Origin of the sequence: Pandoraea sp., from assembly GCF_004297875.1 — a bacterium.
In the GTDB taxonomy this organism is placed as follows: domain Bacteria; phylum Pseudomonadota; class Gammaproteobacteria; order Burkholderiales; family Burkholderiaceae; genus Pandoraea.
On sequence record NZ_SCSK01000024.1, the window covers coordinates 50327 to 62578 of the forward strand.

Consider the following 12252-nt stretch of genomic DNA (forward strand, 5'->3'; position numbering starts at 1 on the left):
CTCAGGGTCACGCCAGCGTAAGCGGCTCGAACTGGCGCAGATCGACAGCGGCCTCGGCCGGCTGGTGCCAGGGATCGGGCTCGTCGCGCAGCGCGAACTGCAGGCGCTCCCACAGCGCGCGCCGGTTGGCCGCATCGTCGAGCACGCGCTTCTTGACGTAATCGAGTCCGACCCGGCCGACGTAGTGCACGGTGCGCTCGAGATACCAGCCTTCCTCTCGATACAACTGCAAAAAGGCGCCGGCATATTCGAGTACCTCCTCGTGGGTTTTCACCTTGACGAGGAATTGCGCGACTTCGGTCTTGATGCCGCCATTGCCGGCCACATAAATTTCCCAGCCCGAATCGACGCCGATGATGCCGACATCCTTGATGCCCGACTCGGCGCAGTTGCGCGGGCAGCCCGACACCGCCAGCTTGACCTTGTGTGGCGCATACATGCGCCACAGCGCGCGCTCCAGCTCCTGGCCCATGCGGGTCGAGTCCTGCGTGCCGAAGCGGCACCATTCCGAGCCGACACAGGTTTTGACGGTGCGCAGCGCCTTGGCATACGCATGGCCCGACGGCATGCCGAGGTCGGCCCAGATGGCCGGCAGATCCTCTTTCTTGACCCCGAGCAGATCGATGCGCTGGCCGCCGGTGACCTTCACCGCGGGCACCTGGTATCTGTCGACCACGTCGGCGATACGGCGCAGTTCGGCCGAGGTGGTCACGCCGCCCCACATGCGCGGCACCACCGAGTAGGTGCCGTCTTTCTGAATGTTGGCGTGCGCGCGCTCGTTGATGAAACGCGCCTGTGGATCGTCCTTGGCCTGATGCGGCCAGGTGCTGATCAGGTAATAGTTGAGGGCCGGACGGCAGGTCGCGCAGCCATTGGGCGTGCGCCATTCGAGAAAGCGCATGGCCGCATCGAGCGAGAACAACTGGTGCTCGCGAATGGCCTGGCGCACCTCGGCATGGGTGTGATCAGTGCAGCCGCACAAAGCCTTTTGCTTGGGCGCGGCCGAGTAGTCGCCGCCCAGGGTGGTCATCAGGATTTGCTCGACCAGGCCGGTGCACGAGCCGCAAGAGGCCGAGGCCTTGGTGTGCTTGCGCACGTCTTCGAGCGTAAACAGGCCCTGCTGCTTGATCGCCTGCACGATGGTGCCCTTGCACACGCCGTTGCAGCCGCACACTTCGGCCGTGTCGGCCATTTGCATCGCACGCTCGGCGCCGCCGTGGCCGGCATCGCCCAGATTCGCTTCGCCGAACATCAGCGTGTCGCGAATCGCCGCTATGTCGCGCCCTTCGCGCAGCAGCTTGAAGTACCACGCGCTATCTACGGTGTCGCCATAAAGGCAGGCGCCGATCAGCTTGTCGTCCTTGAGCACGAGTTTTTTGTAGACGCCACCGAGCGGGTCGGCCAGCGTGATTTCCTCGGCGCCGGGGCTGCCCATGAAATCCCCCGCCGAGAACAGATCGATGCCGGTGACCTTGAGCTTGGTCGAGGTGACCGAGCCGGTATAGCGGCCGATGCCGAAGTGCGCGAGGTGATTGGCACACACCTTGGCCTGTTCGAACAGCGGCGCCACCAGTCCATAGGCCACGCCGCGATGGCTGACGCATTCACCGACCGCGTAAATGCGCGGATCGAAGGTCTGCATCGTGTCGTTGACGACGATGCCGCGCTGGCAGTGAATGCCGGCCGATTCGGCCAGCGCCGTGTTGGGCCGGATGCCGACGGCCATGACCACCAGGTCGGCCGGAATTTCTTCTCCGCCGGCCAGACGCACGGCGCGCACGCGACCGGTCTCGCCGGGCCCGGTGCCCAGCAGCGCGGCGGTTTGCGCGCCAAGTTTGAAGTGCAGGCCGCGCGCCTCGAGCGATTGCTTGAGCAAGTCGCCGGCGGTGCGGTCGAGCTGGCGTTCCAGCAGCCACTCGGCCAGATGTACCACAGTGACTTGCATGCCGCGCGCGGCCAGGCCGTTGGCCGCTTCCAGACCGAGCAGTCCGCCGCCGATGACCACCGCGGCGCGGTAGCGCGCGGCGGCGTCGATCATCGCCTGCGTGTCGGCGATGTCGCGATAGGCCAGTACGCCGTCCAGATCGTGCCCCGGCACGGGCAGGATGAACGGGTCGGAGCCAGTGGCCAGCAACAGGCGGTCGTAGTCGCAAACGATGCCGTCGTCGGTGCTGACCTGGCGCCGCACGCGGTCGATTTTGGTGACCTTCTTGCCCGTATGCAGGGTGATGCCATGCTCGCGATACCACTCGAACGAGTTGAGTACGATCTGCTCGACGGTCTGCTCTCCGGCGAGCACCGGCGAGAGCAGAATCCGGTTGTAATTTGGATGCGGCTCGGCGCCGAACACCGTGATGTCATACATATCCGGGGCCAGTTTGAGGAGTTCCTCGATGGCGCGCACGCCCGCCATGCCGTTACCCACCATCACCAGTTTCATCTTCCGCATTGCAACCTCGCTCTTTGAATTGCGGCGCTGCCCGCGCTGCTTGAAAAGATTCGAGCAAGATGCATGCCACGGCATAAAGGGGACGTGGTGCCGATGTCAACGGCGCATTCGCGCCGGCACGCACCATCGCGGCGCATGGCGCGCACGTTGCCTGTGCCGTCTGGCCATATACGGGCATAAGGGCGCGCCGGCCTTGCATGGGGGCGCGGTGTCCCGGCCGGCTCGCCCACGCCGCGAAATGCTGCGCAGCGGCATGCCTCGGAGGCCCCCGGCCAGGCGCGCACGCCTGCGAAGGCGGGTGGCATCGAACTTGCTCGATCCTTCGGATGACTCGACAACCGGGAGAGGTTTGCAATGAAAAATCTGCTGATTTCGCTGCGCAGCGGTGACTGGCGCGCTTTGCTGGCGTGTTTCCTTTATTTCGATACCGGCTTCACCGTGTGGGTGCTATATGGGCCGCTGGCGCCTTTCATTGCCAAAGACATCGCCATGAGTCCGGCCCAGCAGGGATTCCTGGTGGCCGTGCCGGTGCTGGCCGCGGCGATCCTGCGCGTCACGCTGGGTAATCTGTATCAATCGGCCGATGGGCGGCGCATCGCCCTGATGGGGATCTCGCTCTCAGCGCTGCCCGCCATTGTGTTGCCGTTGCTGCCTGGCGTGCCGTCGTATTCGCTGCTGCTGGTGCTGGGTGTGTTTCTCGGCGTAGGCGGCGCCAGTTTTGCGATCGCGCTGCCGATTGCCGGCAGCAACTATCCGCCGCGCGTGCAGGGGCTGGTGCTGGGTGTGGCCGCGGCCGGCAATATCGGCGCGGTGCTCGATGGCTTCTTGTTCCCGGGACTGGCGACGCACTTCGGTTGGCAGAAGGCGGCGGGCGCGGCGGTGATTCTGCTGGCCGTGGCCGCCGTGGCGGTGTTTCTGTGGGCGCGCGATCGCGCGCCCAAAGGCGGCAGTGCGGTGCGTGCGTTCGGCGGCTTCGTGCTGAACCTGGCCGGGTTGATGCTGTTGGTGCTGGCGGTGCCGGCGGGGTTGTTAGGCCAGGGCAGGACCGGCGTACTGTTGCTGCCGGTGCTGGGTGCGCTGCTGGCGATCGCGGTCTTGCCGTCGAAATACCGCACCGTGCTGGCCGAGCGCGACACTTGGGTGATCATGCTGATCTATAGCATCACTTTCGGCGGGTTCGTCGGCATGTCCTCGTATGTCACGCTGCTGCTGACCAATCTCTATCAGATGCCGAAAGTCGAGGCAGGCTTGTTCATGGCGCTGCTGGCCTTTACCGGCGCGATGGTGCGTCCGCTCGGCGGTTGGGCGGCCGATCGTATCTCGGGCGTGCGCGCGCTGCTCGCACTGCTTGCGTTGATTTCGCTGTGCGATCTGGCCTTCGCGATATGGATGCCACCGTTGGGCAGCGGTATCGCTCTGTTGTTGGTCCTGTATTTAGGTTTCGGCCTGGGCAACGGCGCCACGTTTCAATTGGTGCCGCATCGCTGGCAGGGCAAGACCGGCCTGATGTCGGGCATCATTGGCGCGGCTGGCGGCATTGGCGGGTTTTACTTACCGGTTGTCATGGGCATCGCCAAGGAAAGCACCGGTAGCTACCAAATGGGTTTTGCCACCTTTGGCGCGCTGGCCGGTTGCGCTTTCCTGTTGGTGGTGGCGCTGCGCGCGCAATGGCTGCGCTGGGCCGTGCTTGCGCCGGAAGCTGCCGGTCACGGAGAGGCGGCGCTGGCAGGGCTTCACGCGGAATAGCCGGATGGGCGGGCCCGGCTCGAGGCGAGCGCCGGATTAGCCATGCGGCGCTGCACAAAAAACCAAATCGGCGTATGATTCGGGAAAACCCTAATATCCGGCGCTGCAAAGAAACAACCGCAGCGCCGGCTTTTTTCGTGCCGTCGCAACACTGTCCCCCCACGCATGCCAAAAGAATCCTGTCTTCCCCGTTCGGCGCAGCGCGCGCCCCTGGTGTCAAACACTGCGGTCACGGGGCAAATCGTTTCCACGGTCTTCTTCACTTTTTTGTGCTATCTGGCGATCGGCATTCCGCTGGCCATCCTGCCGTCATATGTGCATCTGGACCTGGGATACAGCTCGGTGGTCGCCGGGCTGGCAATCAGCGCGCAATACCTGGCGACTTTGCTGAGCCGGCCGCGCGCGGGGCGGACAGCTGACACGGTCGGACCCAAGCAGACGGTGCTATACGGTTTGCTGGCGTGCGGCGTGAGCGGTGCGCTGCTGTTCGTCTCGGCGCTGTGGCAGCACATGCCTGGCTTGAGCTTGCTGGCGCTGCTGGCAAGCCGCCTGGCGCTGGGCTGCGGCGAGAGCTTTGTCGGTACCGGGGCGATCACCTGGGGCATCGGCCAGGTGGGCGCGACCCATACCGCCCGGGTGATTTCCTGGAACGGCGTGGCAACCTACGGCGCGCTTGCGGTCGGCGCGCCGATTGGCGTCGCGCTGGAGCGCGCCTACGGCTTCTCGGCGGTCGGCGTGACGGTCATTGGCCTGGCGCTGGCCGGGTTCGGTCTGGCTCAGCTCAAGCGCGCCACGGCCATCGTGCATGGCGAGAAGCTTGCGTTTCGGGCGGTGCTCGGACGCGTTCTTCCGCATGGTCTCGGACTGGCGCTCGGCTCGGTCGGCTTCGGTGCCATTGCGACCTTTGTCACTTTGTTTTATGCGAGCCGCCACTGGCCCGATGCGGCCTTGACCCTGACCGTGTTCGGCACTTGCTTTGCCGGCGTGCGCCTGCTGGGTGCCAACAGCATCAAGCGCTTCGGCGGCTTCCGGGTCGGCATCGTCTCGTTCTGCGTCGAATTGCTCGGGCTGGGCCTGCTGTGGCTGGCGCCTGATCCGTCCGTCGCGCTGCTGGGCGCGGCGCTCTCCGGCGCAGGCTTCTCGCTGGTGTTCCCGGCGCTGGGCGTCGAGGCGGTCGGGCTCGTGCCGCCGCATAGCCGTGGCGCGGCGCTGGGCGCATACTCGGTGTTCCTCGATTTGTCGCTCGGTGTGACCGGGCCGGTCGCCGGGCTCGTGGTCAGCCAGTTCGGCTATGCCCAGGTGTTCCTGTTTGCCGCGCTCTCAGCGGCGCTGGGAGCATGCCTGACGCTTGGATTGCATCGCCGCGCCCGGCGCGAGCCTCACTTGACGGTCGCAGGCGCGGAATAGACGCCATGCCGGCTCACCCGCTGCCGTGGCTTCGGGATGGCGGGCAAGCGTGGATGATCCGGCCCTGACGCGCGCTGGCGCTGTGTTGCCGCTTGCATCGGCGAGGTATCGAGTTCGCTGGCAAAGCGCGTTTCGAGCCCGCCCTGGCCGCTCGTGCCGCTGCCTCGCATCCCTGCGTCGCCGAATTGTCCGGCGGTGAGTCCAAAGCCCATCGACGAATGGGTACCCAGGTGCGCGCTGCCGGCCAGCCCGGTCTGCGCCTGAGCCTGACACGCGACGAGCAGTGTCAGCGCACTCCCCAAACGAAGCAAGATTCGCACGGATAATTTCCCCGAAGTATGGCGATCGCGCTGCACTGGCACGATCGAAGCTCGCCAGTGTAAGCATCTTTGCCGCGTCTGGCGAATGCAGTGCGCCGATCGATGACACGATACGCGATGCACGGCGACCCGGTGTGTTTCATTGAGCGATCCGATCGCCATCGCTGCAACGCTCCGAACAACGACATCGCTCGCAGTCCGAGCGGAATTTCGTCCTCTGCTAACAGTCCTTCGATCCTTGCGCGGCACTTCGTGCCGCCCCGGCTGGCGTGGCATAGCGGGCATGATTGGCGCGCCGCGAGTGGCGCCGAGTGTCGGTGCGCGGCGTACCGCGCATGATGACCAGCGCCGTCTATATCGAGTTTATGATGTTAAGCATCATGGTTAACGCGGATGACGCCATCGCCATGATTCAGCATACAGTAACGCACAGCTTTTCCCTTCACGGTGTCTCGCTTCACCTTTCGAGAAGGATATTTAATATGTCGATACGCTGGCTTGCTGTACTGCCTTTCATAGGCATCCTAATCGGGACTGCATTTGTCAATCAGGTTGAACCTCTGGTGCTGGGCATGCCGCTGCTGCTGGCATGGCTCGTGATGTGGATTGTTTTGACGGCGGTCATCATGGCGATCATTTATGCCAACGATCCGGCCAATCACAGTGAGAATGGCAACTCGGAGACGAATTGATGAATAGCGCTCTGCTCATTATTTTATTGGTGACTCTGTTTGCCCTGTTTCTCGGCGTGCGTGCACGCCGGGGGCGAGACATGAATCTCGAGCAATGGACCGTGGGCGGCCGCAGTTTTGGTACCGCTTTCGTGTTCCTGCTCATGGCCGGGGAAATCTATACGACCTTCACGTTCCTGGGCGGCAGCGGCTTTGCCTACGGCAAGGGCGCGGCGGTGTTCTACATTTTGGCTTACGGCGCACTGGCCTACATTCTTTCGTATTGGCTGCTGCCGCCGATCTGGCGCTTTGCCAAACGCGAGAGCCTGGTTTCCCAGCCGCACTACTTCGCCCGCAAATACAACAGCCCGGCGCTCGGCGTGCTGGTGGCGATTGTCGGCGTGATCGCGTTGATCCCTTACCTGGTATTGCAGTTCAAGGGACTGGGCATCATCGTGGAAACCGCTTCGTATGGCTCCATCTCGTCGACCCCGGCGATCTGGATAGGCGCGGTGGTGGTTGCCGCCTATGTGATGGCCTCGGGCGTGCGCGGTTCGGCCTGGAACGCCGTGGTCAAGGACACGCTGATTCTGGTGATGGTCATTTTCCTGGGCATCTACCTGCCGATACATTACTACGGCAGTCTGGGCTCGATGTTCCAGGCGGTCGATCAGGCCAAGCCGGGCTTCCTGAAGTTCTCCGACAAGGGCACCAGCGTCGTGTGGTTCCAGTCGACCGTGCTGCTGACCTCGCTGGGGTTCTTCATGTGGCCGCATACGTTCGGCTCGCTCTATACCGCCAAGAATGAGCGGATCTTCCGCCGCAATGCCGTGATGCTGCCGATTTACCAGCTGATTTTGCTGTTCGTGTTCTTTGTCGGTTTTGCCGCGGTGCTCAAGGTCCCGGGTCTCAAGGGCGGCGATATCGATCTGTCGCTGTTCAAGCTGTCGATTCAGACCTTCGATCCGTGGTTCGTCGGCGTGATCGGTGCGGCTGGCGTGCTCACGGCGCTGGTGCCGGGCTCGATGATCTTGATGTCCGCCTCGACGTTGCTTGCCAACGATATTTATCGCGGCGGCATCGCGCATGGCGCCTCGGACGAAGCCACCAATCGCCTGGCGCGCTTCCTGGTGCCGGTGGTCGCTCTGGTCGCGGTTGGCTTCACGCTCAAAGGCGGCTCGACCATCGTGGCGCTGCTGCTGATGGGCTACAACTTCGTCACGCAGTTGTTCCCCGCCGTGGTTTGCAGCGTCGCGAAAAACAACAAGGTGACCAAGCAGGGCGCTTTCTGCGGCATTCTGGTTGGCGTGCTGGCAGTGGTGGGCATTTCGATGACTCACAGCACGATCGGCAAACTGCTGCCGTTCCTGCCGGCCTCGATGCAGGATATCAACGTCGGCTTTGTCGCGCTGATCCTCAACATCCTTGTCACGATCGTCGTGAGTGCCATGACCCAGCCCAAGCACGGACTGGCTCAATCGTCGCAGGCCTGAGGCCGGCTGCGCCGCGCGAGAACCGGTCCTCGGACCGCAATGCCGTTCGGCTCTGGCCGAACGGCATTTTTTTTGGTTCATCGCGGATTACCGGGGAAGGCGGCGCCGTGAGGCATGCGGTCCGCAAGATCGGTGTAAACACTAGGCCACCCGGTTTTTCCCGCTAGTTGGGAATTCTGGCTTGAAATAATGAGAGAAATTGACGATTCTTCAGCCCATGAATCATCGTCAATCGCTTACCGATATCGCACAGCCAAGCTCGAAGGCGGGCGCCGATCGCGTGCTGTTCGTGCTGGCGACGCTCGCGCGGCATGGTCATCCGATCAACGCGCGCGACCTCGCGCAAAAGACTGCGCTGGCGCAAAGCACTCTGTATCGCCAGATCGCGTTGCTCAAGCAATGGGGTTTCGTCGCCGAGATCGACGGCAAGTACGCGCCGGGGCCGGTGGGACTGCAACTGGCGATGGGTTTCGACCAGGCCTCGCACCTGGTGCACGAGGCGAAGCTGCCGATGGCCAGGCTGGCAGCTGAATCGGGCGAGAGCGTCGGGTTGATCGTCGCGGTCAAGGATCAGGCGGTGTGTCTGGAGATGGTGGAGAGCCAGCATTCATTGCGTTGCTCCTTCGAGAAAGGACGAGGCATTCCGCTGCTCGACGGCGCCTCGGCCAAGTCGTTGCTGGCGTTTATGCCGGGCTCGGCGGCCCGCCAGATCGTGACGGATTTGCTGGATGCCAAACCCAAGCGGCAGGCGCAATTGTTCGCCGAGTTGGAACAGATTCGCGAGCGCGGCTTCGTCGTGACCGAGGGCGAGGTCGATCCCGGCGTGTGGGGCATCAGTGCGCCGCTGTTTCGCCAGCCCGGCAAAGCCGCCGGCACGCTGACCCTGATGGCGCCCGCGACACGTGCGCATCAGAAGACGCAACAACTGATTGACGCAACCCTTGCGACCGCCCGGGTTATCTCGGCGCGGCTGCAAGATTTTTGAGAAAGCCCTTGGAGACCCCCATGCTAATTACACGCCGCAAGTTCATTCTGGCCACGGCCGCCCTGTGCTCCGCAGCGAGCATTGCGCACGCGCAAGACAACAAGGTGTTGCGTGTTGCCACCGACGCGACTTTCCCGCCGATGGAGTTCGTGCAGAACGGCCACCGCACCGGTTTCGATATCGATCTGGTTGAAGCGATGGCCAAGGAGATGGGGCGCCGCGTGCAATGGACCGATATCGACTTCAAGGGTCTCATTCCGGGGCTGGTGGCGCACCGCTTCGACGTCGCGGTGTCGGCGATATACATCACCGATGCGCGCAAGCAAGTGGTCGATTTCACGCAACCTTACTATCACGGCGGGCTGGTGGTGCTGGTCAAGAAGAGCAACACGGCGATCAAGACACCGGCCGATCTGGACGGCAAGAAGGTAAGCGTGCAGGTTGGTACGAAGTCGGTGGATTTCCTGCGCACCCACTACCCGAAGGTGCAGCGCGTGGAGGTCGAGAAAAATGAAGATATGTTCAATCTCGTGCAGATCGGCCGGGTCGATGCGGCGGTGACCGGCAAGCCCGCGGCGCAGCAGTACGCCAAGACAACCGGCGATATGCGAGTGCTGGATACGCCGCTGACGACCGAGGAATACGGCATGGCGGTGCGCAAGGACATGCCGCAGCTGACTCAACAATTGAACGCGGCGCTCGACAAGATCAAGGCCGACGGGACGTACGCCAAGCTGCTGAAGAAGTGGTTTGGGCCGGACGCCAAGTAAGCCGGCGAGGACATTCGGATGCAACTGGACTTTACGCCGGTTTTTCATGGATGGACGGAGCTGGCTCACGGCGCGCTCGTGACGATCGAGGTGACGAGCGCCTCGCTGCTGCTCGGCTGCGTGCTGGGCTTGCTCGTCGGGATCGGCCGGCTTAACCCGCGCCACCGTTTCGTGTACGGCTTTTGCACCGTCTATCTGGTCGTGATTCGCGGCACGCCGCTACTGGTGCAGTTGTTCCTGCTGTTTTTTGGACTGCCGCAGTTCAATATCATGTTGCCGGCGTTTTTCTGCGGCGTGCTTGGGCTCGGCGTGTACTCCGGCGCGTATCAGTCGGAGGTGGTGCGTGGGGCGATTGCGTCGATCGATCGTGGGCAGATGGAGGCCGCGCGATCGATCGGGATGTCTTCGGCCCAGGCCATGCGCTCGATCATCCTGCCGCAGGCGATCGTGCGGATGATTCCGCCACTGGGCAACGAGTTTATCGCGCTGATCAAGAATTCGGCGTTGGTATCGTTGCTGACCATCGACGATCTGATGCATCAGGGAGAGAAGATTATTAGCGTGTCATATCGCTCGCTGGAAGTTTATCTGGCGATTGCGCTGGTGTATCTGGTGATGACGGGCACGACCAGCCTGCTGCTGCGTTTTGCCGAGCGCAAACTGCGCGCCGGAGGGATGGTGCAATGAGCGAATCGGCCATCGTTCAAATCCGCAATCTGACCAAGTCGTTCGGCGATCACGTGGTGCTCAAGGGCATCGATTTCGAGGTCGAGCCGTCGCAGGTGGTCGTCATCATCGGGCCGAGCGGTTCCGGCAAAAGCACGTTCCTGCGCTGCTGCAACGGTCTGGAGGTGGCGGAGCAGGGAGTGATCGATATCTGCGGCACGCGCCTGCTCGACAATGGCAGGCTGCTGCCCGACAAGGCCCTGAACCGGTTGCGCACCGAGGTGGGCATGGTGTTCCAGTCGTTCAATCTGTTTCCGCATTTGTCGGTACTTGACAATATCACCATCGGCCCGCGCAAGCTGCGCGGCATGTCGCACGAAGCGGCGCGGCAGGAAGCGAGGGCGCTGCTGCAAAAGGTCGGGCTCAGCGAGAAGGCCGATGCCATGCCGGGCCGGCTCTCGGGCGGGCAGAAGCAGCGCGTGGCGATTGCCCGCGCACTGGCGATGCGGCCCAAGGTGATGTTGTTCGACGAGCCGACTTCGGCGCTAGACCCGGAACTGGTCGGTGAGGTGCTGCAAGTCATGAAGCTGCTTGCCAAGGAAGGCATGACGATGATGGTCGTCACCCATGAGATGGGGTTCGCGCGCGAAGTGGCCGACGTGGTGGTGGTGATGGATGGCGGCGGCATCGTCGAGGCCGGACCGCCGTCGCAAATTTTCAGCCAACCGAGAGAAGCGCGCACGCGCAGCTTTTTGCAGGCGGTGATTTCCCGCGAGTAAGTGTATGGCAATTGATGTTTCGATGTGGCAGGGCCGGCTCGATGCCGGGGAGCGGGGGGACACCACGCGGCTGTTCCAGGTGGTGCGTCTGTTGGACGCGGATGTGCGGCCCGGCGCGCCGGTGTTGCTGGGTTTTGCCTGCGACGAGGGCGTCAGGCGCAATCAGGGGCGCGTTGGCGCGGCGCTCGCGCCGCGCGAGGTGCGGCGCGCCCTGGCCAACGTGCCGGCACACGGCTTGCCGGTGCTGTTTGATGCGGGCGACATCGGCTGCCCCGACGACCGCCTCGAAGACGCCCAGCACGCACTGGGCGCGGCCGTGCAGCGGTTGCTGGCCCGGCAGGCTCGCCCAGTGGTGATCGGCGGGGGGCATGAAATGGCTTACGGCACTTACAGCGGGCTACGGGCCTGGCTCGACGCGCGCGGCGATGTGGGCCGCCTGCTGATCGTCAACTTCGATGCGCATTTCGATTTGCGCGCCACGCGGCCGGCCAACTCCGGCACGCCGTTCGACCAGATCGCGATGGACTGCCGGGCGCGCGGCGTGCCGTTCGCATACAGTTGCCTGGGTGTGAGCCGGCTGTCCAATACGCCGGCATTGTTTGCCCGGGCCGCCGAGCTCGATGTGCATTATGTGCAGGACTTCGAATTGCAGGAGCGACACCTCGAGCGGCGCGCGGCCGAACTGGATCGACAGCTTGCCGACGCCGACCACGTCTACCTGACGATCGACATGGATGTCCTGCCCGCCGGCGTTGCCCCCGGCGTTTCGGCGCCGGCCGCGTACGGCGTGCCGCTGGCGGTGATCGAGGAGCTGGTCAAATGCGTGCAACGCTCAGGCAAGCTGCGCGTGGCCGATATCGCCGAATACAATCCGACTTTCGATATCGACCGGCATACCGCGCGCGTGGCGGCCCGGCTCGCCTATCAGTTGATTTGCGGTTGAGGCGCGCCGGACGGGGCTTTTGC

At 63.6% G+C, this 12252-nt stretch carries 11 protein-coding genes; 9 read left to right on the forward strand and 2 right to left on the reverse strand.

The features are described 5' to 3' along the window. Nucleotides 1–7 precede the first annotated feature (7 nt). Nucleotides 8–2449, reverse strand: coding sequence for a nitrite reductase large subunit NirB (gene nirB / locus EPN80_RS07240; RefSeq protein ID WP_293025234.1), 2442 nt, complete (start codon nt 2447–2449; stop codon nt 8–10). A 354-nt stretch (nt 2450–2803) separates the two neighbouring features. Between nirB and EPN80_RS07245 the strand changes: the two genes are divergently transcribed. Beyond that, a complete protein-coding gene (locus tag EPN80_RS07245; protein WP_293025235.1) occupies nt 2804–4195 on the forward strand; it encodes an MFS transporter in 1392 nt (463 codons plus the stop codon). A 165-nt stretch (nt 4196–4360) separates the two neighbouring features. Then, on the forward strand, nt 4361–5602 hold the full coding sequence (locus EPN80_RS07250; protein ID WP_293025237.1) for an MFS transporter: 1242 nt from the start codon (nt 4361–4363) through the stop codon (nt 5600–5602). Here EPN80_RS07250 and EPN80_RS07255 read toward each other — a convergent pair. After that, nucleotides 5575–5922 carry a hypothetical protein gene (locus EPN80_RS07255; RefSeq protein ID WP_293025239.1) on the reverse strand — a complete coding sequence of 116 codons (348 nt, stop codon included), beginning with the start codon at nt 5920–5922 and terminating at the stop codon, nt 5575–5577. The two genes, EPN80_RS07250 and EPN80_RS07255, sit on opposite strands and share 28 nt — an antisense overlap. 482 nt (nt 5923–6404) lie before the next feature. Here EPN80_RS07255 and EPN80_RS07260 point away from each other — a divergent pair, with 482 nt between their 5' ends. The 7 genes from EPN80_RS07260 (at nt 6405) to hutG (ending at nt 12229) form a co-directional block, all read left to right on the forward strand. Next, complete coding sequence (locus EPN80_RS07260; protein ID WP_293025290.1) at nt 6405–6614, forward strand: DUF3311 domain-containing protein; 210 nt, start codon at nt 6405–6407, stop codon at nt 6612–6614. Next, nucleotides 6614–8086 (forward strand): sodium:solute symporter, encoded by a 1473-nt coding sequence (locus EPN80_RS07265; protein WP_293025241.1) that lies wholly within the window; start codon nt 6614–6616, stop codon nt 8084–8086. Before EPN80_RS07260 ends, EPN80_RS07265 begins: the two co-directional genes overlap by 1 nt. Nucleotides 8087–8303: 217 nt before the next feature. Then, nucleotides 8304–9071 carry an IclR family transcriptional regulator gene (locus EPN80_RS07270; RefSeq protein WP_293025243.1) on the forward strand — a complete coding sequence of 256 codons (768 nt, stop codon included), beginning with the start codon at nt 8304–8306 and terminating at the stop codon, nt 9069–9071. 20 nt (nt 9072–9091) lie between these two features. Continuing rightward, the gene (locus EPN80_RS07275) at nt 9092–9841 is read left to right on the forward strand and encodes a glutamine ABC transporter substrate-binding protein (RefSeq protein WP_293025244.1); all 750 of its coding nucleotides are present in this window, start codon (nt 9092–9094) and stop codon (nt 9839–9841) included. Nucleotides 9842–9859: 18 nt separating this feature from the next. After that, nucleotides 9860–10528: an amino acid ABC transporter permease gene (locus tag EPN80_RS07280; protein ID WP_293025246.1), complete on the forward strand. Its 669-nt coding sequence runs from the start codon at nt 9860–9862 to the stop codon at nt 10526–10528. Then, nucleotides 10525–11286, forward strand: coding sequence for an amino acid ABC transporter ATP-binding protein (locus EPN80_RS07285; protein WP_293025248.1), 762 nt, complete (start codon nt 10525–10527; stop codon nt 11284–11286). Before EPN80_RS07280 ends, EPN80_RS07285 begins: the two co-directional genes overlap by 4 nt. Before the next feature lie 4 nt (nt 11287–11290). After that, nucleotides 11291–12229 (forward strand): formimidoylglutamase, encoded by a 939-nt coding sequence (hutG, locus tag EPN80_RS07290; RefSeq protein WP_293025250.1) that lies wholly within the window; start codon nt 11291–11293, stop codon nt 12227–12229. Nucleotides 12230–12252: the final 23 nt, after the last annotated feature.

Coding starts and splice junctions, on each gene's coding strand:
- nirB (WP_293025234.1), bottom strand. CDS start 2,449: ATGCGGAAGATGAAACTGGTGATGGTGGGTAACGGCATGGCGGGCGTG.
- EPN80_RS07245 (WP_293025235.1), top strand. CDS start 2,804: ATGAAAAATCTGCTGATTTCGCTGCGCAGCGGTGACTGGCGCGCTTTG.
- EPN80_RS07250 (WP_293025237.1), top strand. CDS start 4,361: ATGCCAAAAGAATCCTGTCTTCCCCGTTCGGCGCAGCGCGCGCCCCTG.
- EPN80_RS07260 (WP_293025290.1), top strand. CDS start 6,405: ATGTCGATACGCTGGCTTGCTGTACTGCCTTTCATAGGCATCCTAATC.
- EPN80_RS07265 (WP_293025241.1), top strand. CDS start 6,614: ATGAATAGCGCTCTGCTCATTATTTTATTGGTGACTCTGTTTGCCCTG.
- EPN80_RS07270 (WP_293025243.1), top strand. CDS start 8,304: ATGAATCATCGTCAATCGCTTACCGATATCGCACAGCCAAGCTCGAAG.
- EPN80_RS07275 (WP_293025244.1), top strand. CDS start 9,092: ATGCTAATTACACGCCGCAAGTTCATTCTGGCCACGGCCGCCCTGTGC.
- EPN80_RS07280 (WP_293025246.1), top strand. CDS start 9,860: ATGCAACTGGACTTTACGCCGGTTTTTCATGGATGGACGGAGCTGGCT.
- EPN80_RS07285 (WP_293025248.1), top strand. CDS start 10,525: ATGAGCGAATCGGCCATCGTTCAAATCCGCAATCTGACCAAGTCGTTC.
- hutG (WP_293025250.1), top strand. CDS start 11,291: ATGGCAATTGATGTTTCGATGTGGCAGGGCCGGCTCGATGCCGGGGAG.